Below are 22706 nucleotides of genomic sequence, written 5' to 3' on the forward strand. Positions count from 1 at the left end.
GCCCCGCCTCAGCTGCTCGTCCGGCGGCTCGACGGCACCGCGCCGGTGCGCCGCGCCTCCACTGCCTCTTCGCCAAAGACAGCGCGGGTCAGCTGAGCGATGCCGCCAACTGTGCCTGCCAGCGCGGCGGCCTCGATCGGGACGATCACCAGCTTGCTGTTGGGCGCGCTCGCAAGTGCCTTCAGCGCGTCGGTATAGCGCTCGGCCAGCAGGAAGTTCGCCGCCTGGATGTCGCCCTTGCTGATCGCCTCGGAGACCATGGCGGTCGCCGAGGCCTCGGCCTGCGCCGAACGCTCGCGCGCCTCCGCGTCTCGGAAAGCAGCCTCCTTGCGGCCCTCCGCCGCGAGGATCTGGGACTGCTTCTGGCCCTCGGCCTTCAGGATCTCGGCCTGACGCAGCCCTTCCGCTTCCAGAATCGCGGCGCGCTTTTCGCGCTCGGCCTTCATCTGCCGGTTCATCGCGCCCGCGATGTCGGCCGGCGGCAGGATGTCCCTGATCTCGATGCGCGTGACCTTGACGCCCCAGGGCGAAGCGGCGGCGTCCATCACGCGCAGCAGCCGCTCGTTGATCTCGTCGCGATGGGACAGCAGCTGGTCGAGATCCATGGAGCCCACGACGGTGCGGATATTCGTCATCGTCAGCGTCATCAGCGCCGTGTCGAGCGACGACACCTCGTAGCAGGCCTTGGCCGCGTCGAGCACCTGGTAGAACGCCGCCGCGTCGATCCGCACGCCGGCATTGTCCTTGGTGATCGCTTCCTGCGAGGGAACGTCGAGCACCTGCTCCATCACGTTCACCTTGTGCCCGATCCGGTCGATGAACGGCATGATCAGCGCCAGCCCCGCGCCAAGCGTGCGGGAATATCGGCCGAAGCGCTCCACCGTATAATTGTAGCCCTGCGGAACAGTGCGGACGCCGAGCGCGATCGTCAGGATGACCAGCGCGACCAGCGCGACGACGACGATGTCGAAACCGTATAGAGCCATCAAAGCCACTCCCCCGAGAACGCTACGTCAGACAGACAGCCTGACGATTGCGACAGACGGATGCAAGGGCGCGGACGCATCGGCTCTCGCCGCAGATAACGACATCAACCGTTGCGGGTGTAGAGTACGCTCGAACGGTCGAGATGGCTGACCATCTGCTCCTCCGCCTCGTCGGGTTCGTGGCGCTCGATATGGTCGATGATCCGGCGATGTTCGCCGAGAGTGAGGTTCTCCTTCCCCGCCCATAGCAGCATTTCGGTGTGGTACCGGCGCAGCCATCCCAGCATCGCCTCGCTGACCGCCTCGAAGATCGGATTGCCGGAGATCGCGGCGATCTGCGTATGGAAGCGCATGTCGGCGTCGATGAAGGCGCTGGGCTCGGCGACCCTGCGCGCCTGCTGCTCCAGGGTTTCGCGCAGAGCTGCCACATCATCCGCGCTCGCCTTGATGGCCGCCTCGCGCACCATGCCGCGCTCGAAGAAGCGCCGCACCTGCTTCAGATGGTCCAGGCTGTCGGGCGAAGCCGACAGCAGGATACTGGCGGTGAGATCGACCTGCTGCAGGATCGACCGGGCGGTCAGTTGCTGGATGCGCGCCGGCGCGCCATGGGCGATGGCGATGAGGCCCATGCCGGCCAGCGACTGCATCGCCTCGCGGATGGCAGGACGCCCGACCCCGAAACGGTCCATCAGCTCGCGCTCCGACGGCATGGCGTCGCCCGGCGAAAGCTCGCCCTCGGTGATCATCGTCTTCAGGCGGTCGAACACCTCATGCGCGAGTTTCCTGCGAACGATGGTTTCCGAGCCATTCCCCATCCGCGTCAGGCCGCCTTGGGCGGATTGCAGATTTCCGCAACGGACCGCTTGATCGCATCGGGATCGAAGATCCGCTCGAGCCAGCCCTCCCTGAAGATTTCGGGGCGGGCCTGTTCGATGGCGTAAAGCGCGCCGTCCGAGAACTTACCCTCGGGAAAGATCTCGAAGGCGATGGCGAGCTCGATGGTCAGGTGCCCGAGCATGAAATCGGTCGCAGCCTGCCGCGGCACGCCCCGGCGCACCGCCTCGTCGGTCGCCGCACGCAAGGCCAGACACAAAGTCGCTCCGATGGTCTCGGCCAGAGCCGGCTCCATGATCGCGATCTGCTCGACCGTGCAGCGATGCGCCCGCATCACCGGCTTGTAGATCGTCCGGGCGATCGCCTCGCAGGCGGCATAGTGCTCTTCGGGCCCCTGCATCAGCGCGCAGACGATATGCTGCTTGGCATGGACGCCCCCGAAGAAGTCCTTCTTCCCCTGCTCCGTCACCTCGTCGTTGAAGATCGGCGGATGGCAGGGATGGGTGACGAAATAGCTGACGTCGTCTCGCTCCGGCAATTCGCCGGCATGGGGCGCAGCCGCATCGAGCATGATGATCGCGGTGCCCGGCTTCACCTTCTCGATGAAGGTATGGGCGATCTTGCCGATCAGCCGGTCGGGCACCGCCAGAAGGACCGCGTCGCTCTCGGCCAGCGCGTTGTCTCCATCGACGCAGTCGAAGCCGGTTGCTGCCTTCAGGCGCTCGCGCCCCACTACCGAGGGCTCGACATGCAGCACCTCATAGGGCGAGCCCTGGAGATTGGTGGCCAGCCGCACACCCATCTTTCCGCCGGCACCCAGCAAAGCGATCGTCTTCATCTGCGCAGTCCCTTCCACGATTCCGTCGAGTGTCGGCCACAACTGGAATAGTGATTATACCAGTTGAAAAACGGCAGCAAGACGCGCCGCGCCTCGCGTCATATGGACAGATTTAGGACAATGCGGAGCCGCCGCGCGACCGATCTCGGTCGGCGGCAGGCTATCAGACGAACTGGCCGTGGCAGTGCTTGTACTTCTTGCCCGAGCCGCAGGGACAGGCCTCGTTGCGGCCGACCTTGCCCCAGCTTTCGGGATCGTCCGGGTTGCGGTCGAGCACGGCGATGTCTCCGTCGGTCGCGGCATATTGCATCCCGCTGCCGCCGTAATCGCCGCCAGCGCCGAAGCCGGGGCCGTCGAAGCCAGGCCCACCCAAGCCCTGCCCCCCTCCATCCAGCGGCGGCAGCCCGCCCTGATCCTCGGGCGCGTCGAACCGGACCTCGATACGCATCAGATTGCTGGTGACCTGCTCCCGCAAGCGGCCGATCAGCGAGTCGAACAGCTCGAAAGCCTCCTGCTTGTACTCGTTCAGGGGGTCGCGCTGGGCATAGCCGCGCCAGCCGATGACCTGTCGGAGATGGTCGAGCGTGACGAGGTGCTCGCGCCAGAGCAGGTCGAGCGTCTGCAGCAGCACCTGCTTCTCGACATAGACCATCACCTCTTCGGTGTTGCGCGCGATGCGCGCGGCATAGTCTTCGTCGGCGAGCTTGCGGATGCGCTCGCGCAACTCGACATCGGCGATGCCCTCTTCCTTGGCCCACTCCTCGATCGGCAAATCGAGATTGAGGAACTGCAGCACGCCTTCCTTGAGCGCAGCGGTGTCCCACTGCTCGGGATAGGCTTCCTCGGGGATGTGGCGGGTCACCTGGTCTTCGACCACGCCATGGCGCATGTCGTCGATCGTCTCGCGCACGGTCGGTTGGCGCATGAAATCACGGCGCTGCTCGAACACGACCTTGCGCTGGTCGTTCATGACGTCATCGTATTTCAGGATGTTCTTGCGGATGTCGAAGTTGCGCGCCTCGACTTTCCCTTGCGCCTTCTCGACCGCCTTGTTGATCCAGGGGTGGACGATCGCCTCGTCCTCCTTAAGGCCGAGCGTCTTGAGCATCCCGTCCATGCGGTCGGAGCCGAAGATCCGCATCAGATCGTCCTGCAGCGACAGGAAGAACTTCGAGCGGCCGGGATCGCCCTGGCGGCCGGCGCGTCCACGCAGCTGGTTGTCGATGCGCCGGCTCTCATGGCGCTCGGTACCGACGATGTAGAGCCCGCCGGCCTTGAGCACGCGCTGCTTGAAATCGACGACCTCGGCGCGGATTTCCGCCTCGCGCCGCGTCCGCTCCTCGCCCTCGGGCATGTCGCCGAGATCGTGCTTGATCCGCATGTCGGCATTGCCGCCGAGCTGGATGTCGGTGCCGCGGCCAGCCATGTTGGTGGCGATGGTGATGACGCCCGGCGCGCCGGCCTGGGCGACGATATAGGCCTCCTGCTCATGGAAGCGCGCGTTGAGAACGGCGAAGTAGTTCGACGGCTTGCCCTGGCGGGCGGCGGCATAGATCGGCTCCAGCGCGTTGGGCGAGGAGAAGTCGATCTGCTGGAAGCCGTCCTTCTGCAGCATCTCGGCGACGAGTTCGGAACGCTCGATCGAGGTGGTGCCGACCAGCATGGGCTGGCCGAGCTTCTGGGCTTCCTTGATCTCGCGGATGACGCCGCGCACCTTTTCCTCGAAAGTGCGGTAGACCTCGTCATCCTCATCCTTGCGCGAGACGGGAACGTTCGTCGGGATCTCGACGACCTCGAGCTTGTAGATCTGGAAGAACTCGTCGGCCTCCGTCGCAGCCGTGCCGGTCATGCCGGCGAGCTTGCCGTAAAGCCGGAAGTAGTTCTGGAAGGTGATCGAGGCCAGCGTCGCGTTCTCGGGCTGGACCGTGACGTGCTCCTTGGCTTCGAGCGCCTGGTGCAGCCCTTCCGAATAGCGCCGGCCCGGCATCATGCGGCCGGTGAACTCGTCGATGATCACGACCTCGTCGTTGCGGACGATATAGTCCTTGTCGCGCGTGAACAGCGAATGCGCCCGCAGCGCCTGGTTGATGTGGTGGACCAGCGTGACGTTGTGGGCGTCGTAGAGATCGCCTTCCTTGAGCAGACCGGCCTCGCGCAGCAGCTCCTCGATATGGTCGTTGCCGCTTTCGGTCAGCGACACCGCGCGCTGCTTCTCATCGACCTCGTAGTCGGTCTTGACGAGGCCTGGCAGCACCTTGTCGATCTGGACGTAAAGTTCCGACTTGTCGTCGAGGGGGCCCGAGATGATCAGTGGCGTGCGCGCCTCGTCGACCAGGATCGAATCGACCTCGTCGACGATCGCGAAATGGTGGCCGCGCTGGGACATCTGCGCGACGTCGTATTTCATGTTGTCGCGCAGGTAGTCGAAGCCGAATTCGTTGTTGGTGCCATAGGTGATGTCGCAGGCATAGGCGCGCTGACGATCCTCATCCTCGATACCGTGGACGATGATGCCAACGCTGAGGCCCAGGAAATTGTAGAGCTTGGCCATCCATTCGGCGTCGCGGCGGGCGAGATAATCGTTCACCGTGATGACATGGACGCCCTTGCCTTCGAGCGCGTTGAGATAGGTCGGCAGGGTCGCGACCAGCGTCTTGCCCTCGCCGGTCTTCATCTCGGCAATGGCACCCTCATGCAGCACGATGCCGCCGATCAGCTGAACGTCATAGGGCCGCTGGCCGAGCACGCGCCTGGCGGCCTCCCGCACGGTGGCGAAGGCGGGCACCAGCAGATCGTCGAGCGTGGCGCCCTCGGCAATCTGCTTGCGGAATTCGGCGGTGCGCGCCTGCAGCGCCTCGTCGCTGAGTGCCGAGACCTCCTGTTCAAGAGCATTGATCGCCGCCACGCGAGGACCGTAGCCCTTGACGCGTCGGTCGTTCGACGAGCCGAAAAGTTTCTTTGCGAGCGCGCCAAGCATTGTTGGGCCTTTCGATACTGCAGCCGACGCACGCCACCGCGGTGACCCGCGCGCGAGCATCAGCCCGATAATTCTCAATTCGACCGCGTGTTTAGACGCGTGCGCAGGCCGGGTCCAGCACCGCTTTTCAAGGCGTGCGGACCCGAACCGGCGGCGATTTCGCAACCGATGTGGGGCTTTGCGGCTCATCTTCCAAGGGACTGGCGCCACACCCGTGGCATGACGCCCGCGCGGACCCGCAAAGCTTCGTGATCAGGCGCGCTGCCGGCGGGAACGCCTTGCCTTTGCCGCGTTCAACTGGCAGTGCAGCGGAAATAGCCGTTTTTACGCTGCGCGCGAAAGGTTTAGCCCGATGACGCTGTCTCGTCTCGCCATCCTGTCCCTTGGTTTCATGCTCTCGGCGGCGCCTGCCGTGCTGGCGCAGTCGGCCGCGGCACCCACCGACAAGGTCGTCGCCAGGGTCAACGGCATCGCCATCAACGAGCGCGACGTGGCGCTGGCGACGGAAGACCTCGGCGAGCGCCTGGCGCAGATCCCCGAGGAGCGCAAGCGCGACGAGGTCATCAACTATCTCGTCGATCTCAAGCTCGGCGCCAAGGCGGCGGCCGACGCCAAGATCGCCGACGGCCCCGATTTCGCGGCTCGACTGGCCTATAACCGCGACAAGGTGCTCCTCGACGAATATTTGCAGCGCGAGGCGAAGAAGGCCGCGACGCCGGAAGCCGCCCGGAAGCTATTCGACGACACAGTCAAGTCGCTGCCGGCTGAGGAGGAGGTCAACGCCCGCCACGTCCTCGTCGAGGAGGAGGCCCAGGCCAAGGCCGTCGTCGAACGCCTGAAGAAGGGCGAGGACTTTGCCAAGGTCGCGGCCGAACTCTCCAAGGATCCCGGCTCCGGCAAGGAAGGCGGCTCGCTCGGCTGGTTCAGCAAGGACCGCATGGTGCCCGAATTCGCCGAGGCGGCGTTCAAGCTCGAAAAAGGCCAGGTCTCCGAGCCGGTGAAGAGCCAGTTCGGCTGGCATGTCATCAAGCTGGAAGATCGCCGCACCAAGCCGGCGCCGGACTTCGCCTCCGTCAAGCCGCAGATCGACCAGTATCTCGAGCGCAAGGCCCAGCAGGACATCGTCGTCGCGCTGCGCGACAAGGCCAAGGTCGAGCGTCTCGACCAGCCGGCCGCAGTGCCTGCGCCGGCCGAGCCGAAGAAGCCCTGAGAGCGGCCGTCAGACGGCCTTCTTCAAGACCTCGTTGATGCGCGTCTGCCAGCCACTGCCGGTGGCGCGAAATCGCTCGACCACATCGCGGTCAAGTCGAAGCGTAATTTGAACCTTGGTGGGCGCAACCTGCGGACCGCGCTTCGTGTTGGGAAAGGCGGCGAGGATTTCCGGTGGAAGTTCCCAACCCGGCCGGGCCGTGCGGAAATCCTCTTCGGTCCATTCGGGATTATCATCATCAAAGACGATCTTGCGGGACATGGCGTCTGATCTCCTTATTGTGGGCGCGCCGCAAACTGATGGCGCGCAGCCGGCCTTCTCTTCTGGCAAACGCCAGGCAATAGGTGGCGCCATCGATCAGGCCCCAGGCGCGGTAGCGGATCTCGCCGTAACCGAAACGGACATCCTCCTGAAACGCCAGAACCTCCAGGTCTTTTGCTCGGCCAAGCGAAATACCGTGTTTGACGACGTTTGCAGCATCCTTATCGGGATCAAACTCGACATCCATGGCACAATGTAACTACGATTTGCCATTTGGCAAATCGCGTCCCCTTTCACTGGCATCAGGGCGATCCTTCCGCCCCACCTTGTCTTCCGGCCCGCCCTGCGGCACATGGGCCTCCCCGACAGGAGGCGCTGACGATGGCCGGCAAGGATGTTCCCGTTTCCCCGCTCGCGCCCAAGCGCCAGCCGAAAGTGCCGGCCGTGCCGGGCGTACGTTTCGCCACCGCCGAGGCCGGCATCCGCTACAAGGGGCGCACCGATGTCGTGCTGATGCTGCTCGACGAAGGCACGCAGGCCGCGGGCGTCTTCACCCGCTCGAAATGCCCGTCGGCCCCGGTCGACTGGTGCCGCGAGAACCTGGCGCAAGGCTCGGCCCGGGCGGTCGTCGTCAATTCAGGCAACGCCAATGCCTTCACCGGCCTCAAGGGCCGCGACTCCGTCAAGCTGACCGCGCAGATCGCCGCGAAGGCGGCCGGTTGCAAGCCGCAGGAGGTCTTCATCGCCTCGACCGGCGTGATCGGCGAGCCGCTCGACGGGACGAAGTTCGAGGGCGTGCTGCAGGATTGCGCCAAACGCGCCGCAGACGGCCCCTGGATCGACGCGGCCCGCGCGATCATGACCACCGACACCTTTCCCAAGGCGCTGTCCCGCAAGGCGAAGATCGACGGTCATGAGGTCGTGCTCGCCGGCATCGCCAAGGGCGCCGGCATGATCGCGCCCGATATGGCCACGATGCTCTCCTTCGTCTTCACCGATGCGCCGATCGCGGCCCCCGTGCTGCAGGCGCTGCTGTCGAAGGGCGTGAAGGGCTCTTTCAACGCCGTCACGGTCGACAGCGACACCTCGACTTCCGATACACTGATGCTGTTCGCCACCGGCAAGGCAGCCGAGCGCGGCGTGCCGAAGATCACCGAGATCGGCGATGGCCGCCTCTCCAGCTTCAAGCGCGCCTTGAATTCTCTGCTGCTCGAACTCGCCCATCTGGTCTGCAAGGATGGCGAGGGCGCACGCAAATTCGTCGAAATCCGTGTTGCTGGTGCGATGTCTTCGCGCTCGGCCAAACGGGTCGCGCTCTCGATCGCCAATTCGCCGCTGGTCAAGACCGCCATCGCCGGCGAGGACGCCAATTGGGGTCGCGTCGTCATGGCGGTCGGCAAGGCCGGCGAGCCGGCCGATCGCGACAGGCTCGACATCTCCTTCGGCGGGATCATGGTGGCGAAGCAGGGTGCCCGAGCGGGGTCCTATGACGAGCAGGCCGTCTCCGATTACATGAAGGGCGAGCACATCGTCATCACCGCCGATCTCGGACTGGGCCGCGGCAAGGCGACCGTCTGGACCTGCGACCTCACCAAGGCCTATGTCGAGATCAACGGCGATTACCGCTCCTGAGGCAGGGTTCGCGTGCAGCGGGAGCGGCGGCGCGTTGCCTCCGCGCTCCCGCTGCTTCATACGCTGCCGGTCATGACCTACACGATCGGCCTCGCCACCACCTTCCACGATCCTGCCATCGCCATCATCGGCCCCGATGGCGAGGTGCTCTTCGCCGAGGCGACCGAGCGCTATCTGCAATACAAGCGCGCCCCGAACTGCGAGCCCGATTCCGCGCCGCGCATGGAAGGCCTGCTGAAGCGCTACATTCCAAAAGATGCACCGGTACGGATCGCGACGAGTTGGGGCCCGGAATTCACCGGTTTTCTCGACCAGATGAGTCGCGCCGGCTCCTTTTCGCTCGATGCCCTGTTGAAGCTCTCGCCGGAACTCAACCGCTCGCTCGTGCCCGAGCGCACCGAGCGCGCCTTGATCGCCTCGCTGCATCTGGGCCAGCAGCGCGCGGGTCTCGGCACCCTGCTCGGCCTCGATCGCGCCTTCGGAGCCGCCAACGTCACGGGCCTCGCCCGTTTCGGCCACCATCTCAGCCACGCCGCCTATGCCTGCTGGTCCTCGCCCTTCACCGACGCCGCCTGCCTGATCGTCGACGGCATGGGCGAGACCGGGGCCTCGGCGATCTTCGCGCTGAAGGACGGCCGCATCACCGAGGTCAAGCGCCATCGCGGGCGCGAATCGATCGGCTTCTATTTCGGCCTCGTCACCGATCTCGCCGGCTTCGACCAGGCCAAGGGCGAGGAATGGAAGATCATGGGGCTCGCGCCCTATGGCACGACCGATGACCGTCTGATGGCCCTGCTGCGGAAACTCTACCGCATCGAGGGCCACAAGCTCTCCTTTGCGGACGCAGGCACGGTCCGCACCGTCAGCGCCGAAATCCTTGCTTTGCGGCCCGCGGATGCCCTCGATCAGGGCTGGGCCGACCTCGCCCGCTGCGGCCAGGACGTCTTCGCGGAGATGATGGAGGCGCTGTTATCGGAAGCTGCCGCGCTCGTGCCCAGCGGAAACCTGGTGCTGGCCGGCGGCTGCGCTCTGAATTCGTCCTTCAACGGCAAGATCGCCGGGCGTCACGGCTTCAGGGAGGTCTTCGTACCCTCTGCCCCGGCCGATGACGGCAATGCCATCGGCGCCGCCTGGCTCGCGCATTTCGAAGCCAATCCGGACTGGCGTGCACCGAAGGGGCCGCTCTCGCCCTATCTCGGCTCGACGGTCTCGACCGAACCGCTGGAGCGGATGCAGGCTTGGGAGCCGCGCTTGCGCAAGCTCGCGCCCGACGAAGTCGCCCCCGCCACGGCGCAGCTTCTGGCAGATGGCAAACTCGTCGGCTGGGTTCAGGGCAAGGCCGAATTCGGCCCCCGCTCGCTCGGCAACCGTTCGATTCTCGCCGATCCGCGCCCTGCGAACGCCAAGGACCTGCTCAACGCCAAGGTGAAGTACCGCGAGGCTTTCCGCCCCTTCGCCCCATCCATCCTGGCCGAGCACGGCCCGGACTGGTTCGAGCATTACCAGGACGCGCCCTATATGGAGCGCACTCTGGTCTGGAAGCAGGACATGCGCGCACGCGTGCCAGCCGTGGTCCATGAGGACGGCACGGGCAGGCTCCAGAGCGTCACCGAGCAGCGCAACCTGCGCTATCACGCGCTGATTTCGGCGTTCCACGCGCTGACCGGCGTGCCGGTATTGCTGAACACCTCCTTCAACATCATGGGCAAGCCGATCCTGCACACGACGGAGGACGCGATCCTGATGTTCTACACCAGCGGCCTCGACGCGCTGGTCATAGAGGATTGGCTTTTGGTGAAGTGACGACCCAGGACGACCGCACTTATCGGCGGGAAGCGCTGGCCTGAATGCGCCACTGACGGCATTCTGCGTTCAGGAGGAAAAACAACGTGCTGCAACTGCGCCCGAACTGCGAATGCTGCGACCGCGACCTGCCCTATGACAGCCGCGAGGCCATGATCTGCACCTTCGAGTGCACCTTCTGCGCCGATTGCGCGGAGGTTCGCTTCAAGGGCGCCTGTCCCAATTGCGGCGGCGAACTGGTGCGGCGGCCGACCAGGCCGGCGAGCAAAATTGCGAAGAACCCGCCCTCAAAAGAGCGGATCTTGAAGGCTCATCCGGAATGCACGGCCGCCTGATGCTACGGCACCGGCGCGAAGCTCAGCTCGCCTGCTTGACCGAGATGCCCTTCTCCTCGAAGAGCGCCTGCAGTTCGCCGGCCTGGAACATCTCGCGGGTGATGTCGCAGCCGCCGATGAACTCGCCCTTGACGTAGAGCTGCGGGATCGTCGGCCAGTTCGAATAGGCCTTGATACCCTCGCGGATCTCCATGTCCTCGAGCACGTTGACGCCCTTCCAGGGCACGCCGAGGAAGCCCAGAATCTGGGAGACCTGGCCCGAGAAGCCGCACATCGGGAATTGTGGTGTGCCCTTCATGAAGACGACGACGTCGGCTGATTTCACTTCGGCGTCGATGCGGGCGTTGATGTCGGTCATCACATATGGTCCTTCTGTAGCAGAATCTCTGATCTCGCCCGGCCGATGCGGCCCGATACGATCGCGATGGCGCGGTCCAGGTCCATGTCTCGATCAACCAGTTCGTCGAGTGAAAGCGGGCAGGTTCGAGGCAAATCTCCCGCAAGAGTTTCGTCGAAAACCGCGAGGGCAGCATCGGCTTGCCGCAAGGCATCTACCCATAACTGATCCAGATCGACCTTCTGTCGCAGGGAGTTGGTGAACGCGTCGCGCGCCAACCCCTGGAAATTGAGACACTCTGTCCGCCAGCCCCGGATGCTTGTTGAACGCGACGACAAGGCTTTGACGACATGGATAAGGAACTGTCGCAGGGGACCGGTGAAGGCGCGCGTTTCGGTTCGGCCCAACGAGTCCATCTCCTCCGCCAGATTGTTCCAATCGACGACATTCGACAGCTCCGGCCGGGTGCGCGCGAGTTCGCGTATCGCTTGTGCCTGCTGTTCGGCCCAAGCGACGATGTCGTCCTCGTGAAGCGTTTCGGCCGCCATGCGGGCCTCCGCGAAAATCGGGCCCTCGCTAAAGCCCTGCCCTAATTCTGGGGAACCGAGGTCGTCAGCGCAAGGGCGTGCAGAACGCCGCCCATGTTTCCCTTGAGCGCCGCATAGACCATCTGATGCTGCTGCACCCGGCTCTTGCCGGCAAACGCAGCCGAGGTCACGGTCGCAGCATAGTGGTCGCCGTCGCCCGCGAGATCCTTGATCTCGACCGTCGCATCAGGCAACGCCGCCTTGATCATCGCCTCGATGTCGCGCGCATCCATCGCCATGGTGTCGTCTCCTCAGGCCGCCTTGCCGGACATATAGTCCGGCAACCAGCTTTCATGCGCCGTCTTCAGCGACGAGATGGCGACCACGGTCCCCCCCGGCAAGGCAAGCATATCGCCGCCGGTCCGACCAATCGCCATGGCAGGCACACCGGCAGACTTCGCTTCAGCCAGAATGGCATCGGCAGAAGCGGTGGGCACCGTCACCAGATAGCGCGCCTGATCCTCGCCGAAGAGCACGGCATGGGACGTGCCGGCCGGAAGCGCGGTGACCGCAGCACCGATGCCGCCGGCCATCGCCATTTCCGCCAGTGCAACGGCGAGCCCGCCATCGGACAAATCATGGCAGGCACTCACGCGCCCTGCCGTAATCAGCCCACGCACGACATCGCCATTCCTGCGCTCGACCACGAGATCGACCGGCGGCGGCGCGCCCTCTTCGCGGCCGCAGACCGTGGCGAGATAGGCCGATTGGCCGAGCCAGCCTTGCGTCTCGCCGATGAGAAGGATGGTCTCGCCCTGTTGCTTGAACGCGATCGTGGCGTGTTTCGTCACATCTGCCATCACGCCGACGGCGCCGATCGTCGGCGTCGGCAGGATCGAGACGCCGTTGGTCTCGTTGTAGAGCGAGACATTGCCCGACACGACGGGGAAATCGAGTGCCCGGCAGGCCTCGCCGATGCCGCGGATGCAGCCGACGAGCTGGCCCATGACCTCCGGCCGCTCCGGATTGCCGAAGTTGAGGTTGTCGGTGACTGCGAGCGGCGTCGCGCCGACGGCCGTGAGATTGCGCCAGGCTTCCGCCACCGCCTGCTTGCCGCCCTCGAACGGATCGGCCTCGCAATAGCGCGGCGTCACATCGGCGGTCATGGCAAGGCCCTTGGGTCCGTCCTCGATCCGGATCAGCCCGGCATCGCCGCCCGGCGTGATCACCGAATTGCCGAGGATCAGCGTATCGTACTGCTCGGTGATCCAGCGCTTGGAGGAGAGGTCGGGCGAGCCGATCAGCTTCAGCAGAGCCTCCGCATTCGACATCGGCGGCTCGACGGCTTCCGCCGCGATGCGCTGCCGCAATGGCGTCTCGATCCAGGGCCTGTCGTATTCGGGAGCCTCGTCGCCGAGTTCCTTGATCGGCAGGTCGGCCAGGACCTCGCCCTGGTGCTTCACGACGAAGCGCAGATCGTCGGTGGTGTAGCCGACGACCGCGAAGTCGAGACCCCACTTTCTGAAAATCGCTTCGGCCGGCGCCTCATGGCCGGGCTTGATCACCATGAGCATCCGCTCCTGGCTCTCCGACAGCATCATCTCATAGGCGCTCATGCCGTCCTCGCGACAGGGCACCGCGTCGAGGTTGAGTTCCACGCCGAGATCGCCCTTGGCGCCCATCTCGACGGCCGAGCAGGTCAGTCCTGCCGCCCCCATGTCCTGGATCGCATCGACATGGCCGGCCGCCATGATCTCGAGGCAGGCTTCGAGCAGCAGCTTCTCGGCGAAGGGGTCGCCGACCTGCACGGTCGGGCGCTTCTCCTCGGCGCCCTCGCCGAAGGCGGCCGACGCCATCGTCGCGCCATGGATGCCGTCGCGGCCGGTCTTGGAGCCGAGATAGACGATCGCCTTACCCACGCCCGAGGCCTTGGCATAGAAGATCTCGTCGGCCTTCGCGATGCCGACCGCCATGGCATTGACCAGGATGTTGCCGTCATAGCGGCTGTGGAAGCCCGTGGCGCCGCCGACATTGGGCACGCCGAAGGAATTCCCATAGCCGCCGATGCCGGCGACGACGCCCGAAACGAGATGGCGCGTGCGCGGATGCTCCGGCGAGCCGAAGCGCAGCGCGTCGAGCACCGCGATCGGCCGCGCACCCATGGTGAAGACGTCGCGCAGGATGCCGCCGACGCCCGTGGTCGCGCCCTGATAGGGCTCGATGAAGGATGGGTGGTTATGGCTCTCCATCTTGAACACGATGGCCAACCCGTCGCCGATGTCGATCACGCCGGCATTCTCTCCCGGTCCCTGAATGACCCAGGGCGCCTTGGTTGGCAGCGTCTTCAGATGCAGCTTGGAGGATTTGTACGAGCAGTGCTCGTTCCACATCGCCGAGACGATGCCGAGCTCCGTGATCGACGGCTCGCGCCCGATCAGATGCAGGAAGCGCTGATATTCGTCGGGCTTCAGGCCATGCTCGGCCACGAGCTGCGGGGTGATCTTGATGTCATTGGGAATCACGGGCGTAAGGGTTCCTGGCGAGCCGGCGAGGTTGCGGCGGGCATAGCGCGTGCGCGCCTGCGAGACAACGCATTCCCGCCAATCCGAGCGCTTTCAGCGCGTCATGGCTTCCAACGCCGCGCGCAACGCTGCCGGGATCATCACCGGCTTCTGCGTCGCCCGCTCGACATAGACATGGGTGAAGCGTCCCTGCGCCGCCGCCTGCTCGCCACACTTGCGGAAAATGCCGAGCCGATAGGTCACGGAACTCGTCCCCAGCCGCTCGACGCCGAGCCCGATCTCCACCGTCTCGGGAAAGGCGACGCTCTCGAAATAGGTGCAGCTCGTCTCGACGACGAGGCCGACGATCTCACTTTGCGCCAGATCGAGAAATCCGTTCTCGATCAGCCAGGCGTTCACCCCGGTATCGAACCAGGAATAATAGACGACATTGTTGACGTGGCCGAAGACGTCGTTGTCGTGCCAGCGCGTCGGGATCGGCCGGAACACGGTAAAGGCCTCGCGGGCCAGCCGCGGCTTGCGCTCGCTCATCGCATCACCTCCCTGTATTCTCGCCCGCGCCCCGCTCCGGCACGCCGAGCGCATCCGCCAGCCGCGCCTTGGCGGACCCCGGCCGCAGCGGCTTCTGCTGGCTCTCATGCGGTGCCCAGCCCGACAACCAAACCATCTCGAAGCTCGCACGCACCCTCCCGTCGGGGTCGCCGCTCTGCTCGGCATAGAGCGCGGCCGCCCGCAGCAGCGTGTCGCGGCGCAACGGCGCCTTGCGCCGATCGCTCAGCGCATTCGCCCAGCCCATCGCACGCAGATCGCGCAGCAAGCCGAACATGTCGTCATAGCGTACCGTCACCAACTCGCTGTCGACCACGGGCAGCGCGAAACCGGCCCGCTGCAGCAGCGAGCCCATGTCGCGCAGATCGGCGAAGGGCGCGACTCGCGGACTGACCCCGCCGGTCGTCTCCGCCTCGGCAGCCAGCAGGGCCGCGCGCAACTCCTGCAGGCTGCGGCCGCCGAGCAGGCAGCCGATGAAGAGACCGTCGGGCCGCAGGGCGCGGCGGACCTGGATCAGCGCCCCGGGCAGATCGTTGACGGCGTGCAGGGCAAGCAGAGACGCGACGAGATCGACGGAGCCCGGCGCCAGCGGCAGCGTCTCGAGATCACCGACGATATCGCTGGAAGCCCCCTCGCATTCGGCCAGCCGCCTGACGCTGTCGCTCCGTGCGCGCAGCGTCTCTCCCAGCAGAGGCAATGGCGAGCCGAGATCGATCGCGCCGCCAAAACGCCGCAGCACGGCGCCGAGCCGCTCGTCGAGATCGGCAGCGGCGCGCGCCAGCAGGAAGTCCGGATAGCCGGCACGAACCGCTCGCGCCAGCCGCCTGCGCACGAGGCTGCGATCGAAGACCAGGGCGTGGTCGCTCATCGATGCGCTCCGGCCTTGCCGGCAAGACGCTCAGCGCTCCAGCAACCGCTCGATCTCCTGCCGGAGCTGTGGGCCGAGATCGCCGCGATCGAGCGCATAGGCGATGTTGGCGGTGAGGAAGCCGATCTTCGAGCCGGTGTCGTAGATGTCGCCGTCGAAGCGCACCGCGTGGAACGGCTCCAGCCGCGACAGCGCGATCATCGAATCGGTCAGCTGGATTTCGCCGCCGGCGCCGGGCTCCTGGTTGGCGAGCAGATTGAAGATCGTCGGCTGCAGGATGTAGCGGCCGGTGATGTGCAGGTTCGAGGGCGCCGTGCCTTTGGCCGGCTTCTCGACCATCTTCGTGACCTTCGAGACCTTGGCGTTGCGGTCTTCGACGCCGACGATTCCGTATTGATGCGTCTGGTCATCCGGCACAGGGGCGACCGCGATGTGGTTGCCGCCATGCTTTTCGTAGGCATCCATCATTTGGGCCAGGCAGCCCTTGCCGTGGGTATGGTGCAGCATGTCGGGCAGCAGCAGCGCAAACGGCTCGTCATCGCCGATGATATCGCGCGCGCACCAGACCGCATGGCCCAGACCCAGCGGCGCCTGCTGGCGCGTGAAGCTGGTGCCGCCTGCCGGTGGCAGATCGGCCAGCAGCGCTTCCAGCTCCTTGATCTTGCTACGCTTGCGCAGCGTGTCGTCGAGTTCGTAGGCGAGGTCGAAATGGTCCTCGATCACGGCCTTGTTGCGCCCGGTGATGAAGACGAAATGCTCGATGCCGGCTGCCCGCGCCTCATCGACGACATGCTGGACCACCGGCCTGTCGACGATCGTCAGCATCTCCTTGGGGATCGCCTTGGTCGCGGGCAGGAAGCGGGTGCCGAGACCGGCGACGGGAAAGACGGCCTTGCGGATGCGTTTCGTCATGAATGGTCCATTTCACGCGCCTCGGCTTCTGACGGCCTGTCGCGGTAGAGGCATAAGGCGGGAGACGACACGGCTGGTGCCCCAGGAAAGCCGGTCGTGATGGCAGATACCAGAACGGGCTTGCCCGATCGTCAATGTTTTTTCATAGAGCAACACCTAGAGCGACGGTGAGAGGAAGCAAACCATGGCGATACTTGTCTCGGGCGGAGCCGGCTATATCGGCAGCCACATGGTCCTCGAACTGCTGGACCGCAACGAGACAGTGGTGGTTCTCGACGATCTCTCGACGGGCTTCTGGTCGGCGGTGCCCCCCGAAGTGACCTTCGTCAAGGGCGATATGGGCGACCAGGAATTGGTCGAGCGCGTCATCGCCGAGCACGGCATCAGCGAAATCGCCCATTTCGCCGCCCGGATCGTCGTGCCTGACTCGGTCAGCGATCCGCTCGGTTATTATCTCAACAACACTGTGAAAACGCGCGCGCTGCTCGAAAGCGCCGTGCGCGGCGGCGTCAGGCATGTGATCTTCTCCTCGACGGCGGCGGTCTATGGCGAGCCGGCGGTCAGCCCGGTGCCCGAGGAGATCGCGCTGGATCCTATCAACCCCTATGGCCGCTCCAAGCTGATGAGCGAATGGATGCTCGCCGACGTCGCACGCGCCCATCCCCTGAGTTATGTCGCCCTGCGCTATTTCAACGTTGCTGGCGCCGATCCCAAGGGCCGCTCCGGCCAGTCTTCGCCGAACGCGACGCATCTGATCAAGGTGGCGAGCCAAGCCGCGCTCGGACAGCGCGACGGCCTCGACATCTTCGGCACCGACTATGCGACGCCCGACGGCACCTGCGTGCGCGACTATATCCACGTCACCGACCTTGCCCGCGCCCATCTCGCCGCGCTCGATCATCTGCGTGCCGGAGGGGCGAATTTGACGCTGAACTGCGGCTATGGGCAGGGCTATTCGGTTAAACAGGTCGTCGATGTCGTGAAGAAGGTCTCCGGCGTCGATTTCCCGGTCCGGCTGTCGCCGCGCCGCGCCGGCGATCCCGCCTCGCTGATCGCCAAGGCCGACCGCATCCGCGCCGAACTCGGCTGGAAGCCGGAGCATGACGATCTCGAACAGATCGTCGGCCAGGCCCTGGCCTGGGAGGAAAAGCTCAGGACGCGCAACGCGGTCTGAGGCGGGGTCAGCGGATCAGTTCGACACGCACGCCGGCCGCTTCGGCGATCTCGGGCCAACGCCGCTCTCCGGTAAGGGCTGGCCGGTTCATTCTCCGGGCGAGCGCGAGGCAGCAGCGGTCTCCGAGTGAAAGGCCTCCCGCCAGAGTCAGCGGCCTCAGCATTCCGGCATCATAGGACAAATCTATATCGACCGGAATGATCTCGATCGGAAACGGCTTCAGCAATGCTTCTATGGATAGGCGTGGAAGGCCTTGTTTGGCGTAGTAGCTGACGACTTCAGCAAGATTGACCGTCGTCATCGCAGCATCGTCCAGGTGAGATCTGACCAAGGCAGCGCCCGGCTCTTTCAAGAGGAGCGCGAGCAGAGCCGACGCGTCCATGACAACGACGCTCATTCCTGCTCAGCCTCCCTGCGCCGCTCCTCCAGAAAGTCATCCACCGAAACGTTCGCCTTTCCGGCAAGCAGCTGGCGGCTGAGTTCCTGTGCGCGGGCAACGATCTGATCGAGCGTCCGCAGCACAATCGCATCTCCAGTATCTTCGACGATGACATCGCCACCACGATCGAGGCCGTGGCGACGTCGCATATCGGCCGGCAAACTGACACGACCGTCCGGCATGACCCGTGCTCTCATGTCGTACTCCTCATTTATGCCGCACCTCGTCACTTGTGGCATGAACATGCCGATACGCCAAATGCGGTTCTGTTGCGGCGAGCTGCGCAATTGCGCTTCGTTTACCTTTGGTTAAACCTGTTCGGGCTGTCTCGGAGATACCTTACTCCTCCGACGCAGCTGCACGAGGTTCCTATGCGCATGTCTGTCATCGTCGTCGCGGCGCTTGCCAGCTTCGCTCCGGCCTTCGCCCAGACGACGGGCTCGATCAACACATCGGCCGCAAGGGCCAGGGATGCCGGCCCTGCCGCGTCTGCCAACGCCTTCGACCCGTTTTTGAAGACTTTCTGGCCCATGGCACAGGCTCGCGGCATCTCGCGCGCCACCTTCGACCTCGCCTTCCGCGGCCTCACGCCCGACCCTTCGATCGTCGCGCTGACGAAGAAACAGTCGGAGTTCACCGCGCCGATCTGGACCTATCTCAACAACGCGACCGGCGGCACGCGCATCCCGCGCGGCCGCGACGCGGCGGCGGCGAATGCCGGCGTCCTCCAGCAGATCGAGGCGCGCTACGGCGTGCCCAAGGAGATCGTGCTCGGGGTCTGGGGCATGGAAACCAATTACGGCGCGTTCAAGGGCGACAAGGATACGATCCGCTCGCTGGCGACGCTCGCCCAGATCCGCTATCGCGGCGACTTCTTCCGCGACGAACTGCTGGTCGCGCTGGAGCTGATCGAGAAGGGCCATGTCGACCGCGGCGAACTGCGCGGCTCCTGGGCCGGCGCCATGGGCCACACCCAGTTCATGCCGTCGAGCTACAAGAAATACGCCGTCGATTTCACCGGCGACGGCCACGCCGACATCTGGACCTCGACCAGCGACGCCCTCGCCTCCACGGCGAACTACCTCAAGGGCTTTGGCTGGGTGACGGGCCTGCCCTGGGGGCTTGAAGTCGATCTGCCGCCGAACTTCGACCACAAGCTCGGCAAGGCGAGCTTCGCCTCCTTCCAGGCCGCCGGCGTGCGCCGGGCCGATGGCCGGGCACTGCCATCCTCGGGCGAGGCGCGGCTGTTCTATCCGGCCGGGCATCGCGGCCCGGTTCTGCTGCTCACCGAGAATTTCGACGTCATCAAGAAATACAACTCCTCGGACGCCTATGCGCTCGCGGTCGGCCATCTCGGCGACCGGATCGTGGACCGCCCGGCGATCCAGGCCGACTGGCCGGTGCAGGCACCGCGCCTCGACAAGGCCGGAACCCAGGACGTCCAGCACCGGCTCAAGGCGCTCGGCCTCTACGATCATGATGCCGACGGCCGCATCGGCACCGGCACCCGCGAGGCGGTCAGGCAGTACCAGCTGCGCATCGGCGCGATCGCAGACGGCTATCCGACGCCGGAACTGCTGGCGCGGATGCGTGCGGGACGCTGACGGCGCCTCGATTTCGCGTTATATGCCATGATGTTCCGGCGAAGGATCGGGAGTCCGATGCGCCTGCGTTCGACGATCATGATTCTGGCTGCGGCTTGCCTGGTGCTGCTAACCGGCAGCGAGCCATCGTTTGCCCAGGCGCCGCCGCCGCAACAGCAGCGCAGCTTCTTCCAGATGTTCTGGCAGCAGCCGCAGCAGCCCGCCATCGATCCCCGCCGTCAGCGCGTCGCACCGGCGGCGCCTGTGGTGAGGCGGCGCGCCCCCAATGTCGTCGTGCGCGACGACCCTGTGATCCCGAAGGTCGATATCCGGCATTACGTCGTGGTCATGGGCGATTCGCTGGCGAGCATGCTGGCCACCGGCCTCGACGACGCGTTGAACGACCGGCCCGACGCCGTCGTCGTCGGACGGGCACGGCCCGATTCCGGTCTCGTCCGCGCGGATTTCTACGATTGGCCGAAAGCAGCCACGGACCTGCTTGCCAGCGAGCAGAAGGTCACCGTCGGCGTCATGCTGCTCGGGCTGAACGACCGCCAGTCGATCCGCGAGGGCGACACGGTCCATGAGCCGCTGAGCCCGCGCTGGCTCGAACTCTACCGCGACCGCATCGACGCCGTGGCGGCAGCCTTTTCGGCCAAGCGCGTGCCGCTGATCTGGGTTGGCGCGCCGCCGGTGCAGAACAGCAGGCTCTCGGCCGATCTGGTGACCTTCAACGAGCTCTACCGCCAGCGCGTCGAACGGGCCGGCGGGCAATATGTCGATCTCTGGGGCGGCTTCGTCGATGCGGAGAACCGCTATACGGCGATGGGGCCCGACGTATCCGGCCAGACCATGCGGCTGCGTGTCGGCGATGGCATTCATTTCACCGCTGCCGGCGCGCGCAAGGCCGCACATTTCGTCGATGTAGTGATCCGCCGGATGATCGAAAGCCAGCCCGGCGAGAACGCGATCGCCTTGCCGGCCTCGCCCGGAACCGGGGCACCAACCGATGCGCAACTGCAGCCAGACGGAATCGAGCGGATGATCGACCGCATGGTGAGTGGCCTGCCCGCTACGATCGGGCTGGCCCCCACGCTCCAGGTCAAGCCGCTGGCCGGGCCGATCCTGCCGCTCACGGGCATCGTCGGCGGTGGGGAGCAGGCGCTGCTCGTCTCGATTCCCGATGCGCGCGGCCGCGGCGAGATCGCAGCCCAGCTTGACCGCGTCTTCGGGGACGGCATCGCCCCCGAACCGAAGCCGGGGCGGATCGACGACTACCGCTGGCCGCGCTGAGCTGCCGTCATTCTCGGGCGAAGCGAAGCGCCGACCCGAGAATATCATGACGAGAAGGCACTGGTTTCCAAGATGGTCGGGTCAAGCCCGACCATGACGCCTTGCATTCACACCGGCAGGATGGTCTCGCCCATCAGGTGCTTGTCGATGGCATGGGCCGCCTGGCGGCCCTCGCGGATCGCCCAGACGACGAGCGACTGGCCCCGCCGCATGTCGCCGGCGACGAAGACGTTCTCGGCACTGGTCCGATAGTCGCGCTCATTGGCGATGACATTCGCACGCTTGTCGACCGCCACGCCCGACTCCGCGATCATACCCTCGATCAGCGAACCCGCGAACCCGATCGCAAGGAAGCAGAGGTCGGCCGGCAGGACGAACTCGCTGCCTGGAATCGGCCTACGCTTTTCGTCGACGCGAACGCATTTCACGCCGGTCAGGCGGCCGTTGCGGCCTTCCAATCCCAGCGTTGCAGCCTGGAACTCGCGCTCCGCGCCCTCGGCCTGCGACGACGAGGTGCGGAACTTCGTCGGCCAATAGGGCCAGACGGTGAGCTTGTTCTCGAGCTGCGGCGCCATCGGCCGGATGTCGAGCTGCGTCACCGAGAGCGCGCCCTGGCGGAACGCCGTACCGACGCAGTCGGAGGCCGTGTCGCCGCCGCCGATGACCACGACATGCTTGCCGCCCGCCAGGATCGGCGTGATTCTGGAGACGTCCTCTCCGCCCGTGCGCTTGTTCTGCTGGGTGAGGTAGGGCATCGCATAGTGCACGCCGTCGAGATTGGTGTCGGGCAGGCCGGGATCGCGCGGCGCCTCCGCACCACCCGTCATCAAAACGGCGTCGTGCTCTGCCGTCAGCGTCGCGAACGGCAGCGTGACGCCGACATTGACGTTGTAGTGGAAGGTCACGCCCTCGGCTTCCATCTGGGCGACGCGCCGGTCGATATGGCGCTTTTCCATCTTGAAGTCGGGAATGCCGTAGCGCAGCAGCCCGCCGGCCCGTGCCTCGCGCTCGTAGAGATGCACGTCGTGCCCAACGCGGGCAAGTTGCTGCGCAGCCGCCAGACCTGCCGGGCCGGAGCCGACCACGGCGATCTTCTTGCCGGTGCGGATGACGGAAGGCTCGGGGACGATCCAGCCCTGCTGCCAGCCCTTGTCGGCGATCGCCTGCTCGATCGTCTTGATCGTGACGGGCATGTTTTCGAGGTTCAGCGTGCAGGCCTCCTCGCACGGCGCAGGGCAGATCCGCCCGGTGAACTCCGGGAAGTTGTTGGTGGAATGGAGGTTGCGAAGCGCATCCTCCCAGCCGCCCGAATAGACCAGCTCGTTCCAGTCCGGAATCTGGTTGTGGATCGGGCAGCCAGTCGGGCCATGGCAGAACGGGATGCCGCAATCCATGCAGCGCGCCGCCTGCTTCTTGACGTCGCGCTCCTCCAGCGGGAGCGTGAACTCCCGGAAATGCCGGATGCGGTCGCCGGCGAGCTGATACTTCTGCTCCTGCCGGTCGTATTCGAGGAAGCCGGTGACCTTGCCCATGTCGTGTCTCTCGCCGTCCCTGCCTGGCTTCAAGCCGGGCATCCCCGATGGCCGGGGCGCCTGTTCTGATGAGATCCCGGATCGAACGCGCCGA

At 65.4% G+C, this 22706-nt stretch carries 23 protein-coding genes; 7 read left to right on the plus strand and 16 right to left on the minus strand.

Annotation, left to right across the window (positions count from 1 at the left end):
- Positions 1 to 8 precede the first annotated feature (8 nt).
- The 4 genes from AXW83_RS16390 to secA form a co-directional block, all read right to left on the minus strand.
- A complete protein-coding gene (locus AXW83_RS16390; RefSeq protein ID WP_066615132.1) occupies positions 9 to 986 on the minus strand; it encodes an SPFH domain-containing protein in 978 nt (325 codons plus the stop codon).
- Positions 987 to 1090: 104 nt separating this feature from the next.
- A complete protein-coding gene (locus AXW83_RS16395) occupies positions 1091 to 1801 on the minus strand; it encodes a transcriptional regulator NanR (RefSeq protein ID WP_066615136.1) in 711 nt (236 codons plus the stop codon).
- 5 nt (positions 1802 to 1806) lie between these two features.
- Positions 1807 to 2658: a phosphogluconate dehydrogenase C-terminal domain-containing protein gene (locus tag AXW83_RS16400; RefSeq protein WP_066615138.1), complete on the minus strand. Its 852-nt coding sequence runs from the start codon at positions 2656 to 2658 to the stop codon at positions 1807 to 1809.
- 163 nt (positions 2659 to 2821) lie between these two features.
- Positions 2822 to 5635, minus strand: coding sequence for a preprotein translocase subunit SecA (gene secA, locus AXW83_RS16405; protein ID WP_066615140.1), 2814 nt, complete (start codon positions 5633 to 5635; stop codon positions 2822 to 2824).
- 352 nt (positions 5636 to 5987) lie between these two features.
- Here secA and AXW83_RS16410 point away from each other — a divergent pair, with 352 nt between their 5' ends.
- Complete coding sequence (locus tag AXW83_RS16410) at positions 5988 to 6845, plus strand: peptidylprolyl isomerase (protein WP_066615142.1); 858 nt, start codon at positions 5988 to 5990, stop codon at positions 6843 to 6845.
- 9 nt (positions 6846 to 6854) lie between these two features.
- Here the strand turns inward: AXW83_RS16410 and AXW83_RS16415 are convergent, their stop codons facing one another.
- Both AXW83_RS16415 and AXW83_RS26630 read right to left on the minus strand, forming a co-directional pair.
- A complete protein-coding gene (locus AXW83_RS16415; protein ID WP_066615145.1) occupies positions 6855 to 7106 on the minus strand; it encodes a BrnA antitoxin family protein in 252 nt (83 codons plus the stop codon).
- Positions 7084 to 7353 (minus strand): BrnT family toxin, encoded by a 270-nt coding sequence (locus AXW83_RS26630; RefSeq protein WP_082767183.1) that lies wholly within the window; start codon positions 7351 to 7353, stop codon positions 7084 to 7086. Before AXW83_RS26630 ends, AXW83_RS16415 begins: the two co-directional genes overlap by 23 nt.
- Before the next feature lie 134 nt (positions 7354 to 7487).
- Here AXW83_RS26630 and argJ point away from each other — a divergent pair, with 134 nt between their 5' ends.
- From argJ to AXW83_RS16435, 3 genes are all read left to right on the plus strand, one after another.
- Entirely contained in the window at positions 7488 to 8738 is a 1251-nt protein-coding gene (gene argJ, locus AXW83_RS16425; RefSeq protein ID WP_066615151.1) for a bifunctional glutamate N-acetyltransferase/amino-acid acetyltransferase ArgJ, read from the plus strand.
- A 72-nt stretch (positions 8739 to 8810) separates the two neighbouring features.
- Complete coding sequence (locus AXW83_RS16430) at positions 8811 to 10541, plus strand: carbamoyltransferase family protein (protein ID WP_066620615.1); 1731 nt, start codon at positions 8811 to 8813, stop codon at positions 10539 to 10541.
- A gap of 86 nt (positions 10542 to 10627) precedes the next feature.
- The gene (locus AXW83_RS16435) at positions 10628 to 10876 is read left to right on the plus strand and encodes a DUF1272 domain-containing protein (protein WP_066615153.1); all 249 of its coding nucleotides are present in this window, start codon (positions 10628 to 10630) and stop codon (positions 10874 to 10876) included.
- 22 nt (positions 10877 to 10898) lie between these two features.
- On the opposite strand, the gene grxD is transcribed toward AXW83_RS16435, so the two are convergent.
- From grxD to AXW83_RS16470, 7 genes are all read right to left on the minus strand, one after another.
- A complete protein-coding gene (grxD, locus tag AXW83_RS16440) occupies positions 10899 to 11234 on the minus strand; it encodes a Grx4 family monothiol glutaredoxin (protein WP_066615155.1) in 336 nt (111 codons plus the stop codon).
- Entirely contained in the window at positions 11234 to 11761 is a 528-nt protein-coding gene (locus AXW83_RS16445; protein WP_066615157.1) for a DUF29 domain-containing protein, read from the minus strand. Before AXW83_RS16445 ends, grxD begins: the two co-directional genes overlap by 1 nt.
- A gap of 41 nt (positions 11762 to 11802) precedes the next feature.
- Positions 11803 to 12039: a BolA family protein gene (locus AXW83_RS16450; protein ID WP_066615159.1), complete on the minus strand. Its 237-nt coding sequence runs from the start codon at positions 12037 to 12039 to the stop codon at positions 11803 to 11805.
- A 12-nt stretch (positions 12040 to 12051) separates the two neighbouring features.
- Positions 12052 to 14262 (minus strand): phosphoribosylformylglycinamidine synthase subunit PurL, encoded by a 2211-nt coding sequence (gene purL / locus AXW83_RS16455; protein WP_156640132.1) that lies wholly within the window; start codon positions 14260 to 14262, stop codon positions 12052 to 12054.
- Positions 14263 to 14355: 93 nt separating this feature from the next.
- Positions 14356 to 14793: an acyl-CoA thioesterase gene (locus tag AXW83_RS16460; RefSeq protein WP_066615161.1), complete on the minus strand. Its 438-nt coding sequence runs from the start codon at positions 14791 to 14793 to the stop codon at positions 14356 to 14358.
- 4 nt (positions 14794 to 14797) lie between these two features.
- Positions 14798 to 15679, minus strand: coding sequence for a methyltransferase domain-containing protein (locus AXW83_RS16465; protein WP_066615167.1), 882 nt, complete (start codon positions 15677 to 15679; stop codon positions 14798 to 14800).
- 30 nt (positions 15680 to 15709) lie between these two features.
- Entirely contained in the window at positions 15710 to 16591 is an 882-nt protein-coding gene (locus AXW83_RS16470; protein ID WP_066615169.1) for a UTP--glucose-1-phosphate uridylyltransferase, read from the minus strand.
- Positions 16592 to 16775: 184 nt separating this feature from the next.
- Here AXW83_RS16470 and galE point away from each other — a divergent pair, with 184 nt between their 5' ends.
- Positions 16776 to 17765, plus strand: a complete 990-nt coding sequence (gene galE / locus AXW83_RS16475) for a UDP-glucose 4-epimerase GalE (RefSeq protein ID WP_066615171.1) — start codon at positions 16776 to 16778, stop codon at positions 17763 to 17765.
- A 7-nt stretch (positions 17766 to 17772) separates the two neighbouring features.
- Here the strand turns inward: galE and AXW83_RS16480 are convergent, their stop codons facing one another.
- Both AXW83_RS16480 and AXW83_RS16485 read right to left on the minus strand, forming a co-directional pair.
- Positions 17773 to 18162 (minus strand): type II toxin-antitoxin system VapC family toxin, encoded by a 390-nt coding sequence (locus AXW83_RS16480; protein ID WP_066615172.1) that lies wholly within the window; start codon positions 18160 to 18162, stop codon positions 17773 to 17775.
- Positions 18159 to 18401: an AbrB/MazE/SpoVT family DNA-binding domain-containing protein gene (locus AXW83_RS16485; protein ID WP_066620618.1), complete on the minus strand. Its 243-nt coding sequence runs from the start codon at positions 18399 to 18401 to the stop codon at positions 18159 to 18161. The genes AXW83_RS16480 and AXW83_RS16485 overlap by 4 nt, the downstream gene beginning before the upstream one ends.
- A 174-nt stretch (positions 18402 to 18575) precedes the next feature.
- Here AXW83_RS16485 and AXW83_RS16490 point away from each other — a divergent pair, with 174 nt between their 5' ends.
- The gene (locus AXW83_RS16490; protein WP_236841694.1) at positions 18576 to 19808 is read left to right on the plus strand and encodes a lytic murein transglycosylase; all 1233 of its coding nucleotides are present in this window, start codon (positions 18576 to 18578) and stop codon (positions 19806 to 19808) included.
- 57 nt (positions 19809 to 19865) lie between these two features.
- Positions 19866 to 21080 carry an SGNH/GDSL hydrolase family protein gene (locus AXW83_RS16495; protein WP_066615173.1) on the plus strand — a complete coding sequence of 405 codons (1215 nt, stop codon included), beginning with the start codon at positions 19866 to 19868 and terminating at the stop codon, positions 21078 to 21080.
- 107 nt (positions 21081 to 21187) lie between these two features.
- Here the strand turns inward: AXW83_RS16495 and AXW83_RS16500 are convergent, their stop codons facing one another.
- Entirely contained in the window at positions 21188 to 22612 is a 1425-nt protein-coding gene (locus AXW83_RS16500; RefSeq protein WP_066615174.1) for a glutamate synthase subunit beta, read from the minus strand.
- Positions 22613 to 22706: the final 94 nt, after the last annotated feature.

It is taken from the genome of Bosea sp. PAMC 26642 (assembly GCF_001562255.1).
Lineage (GTDB): Bacteria > Pseudomonadota > Alphaproteobacteria > Rhizobiales > Beijerinckiaceae > Allobosea.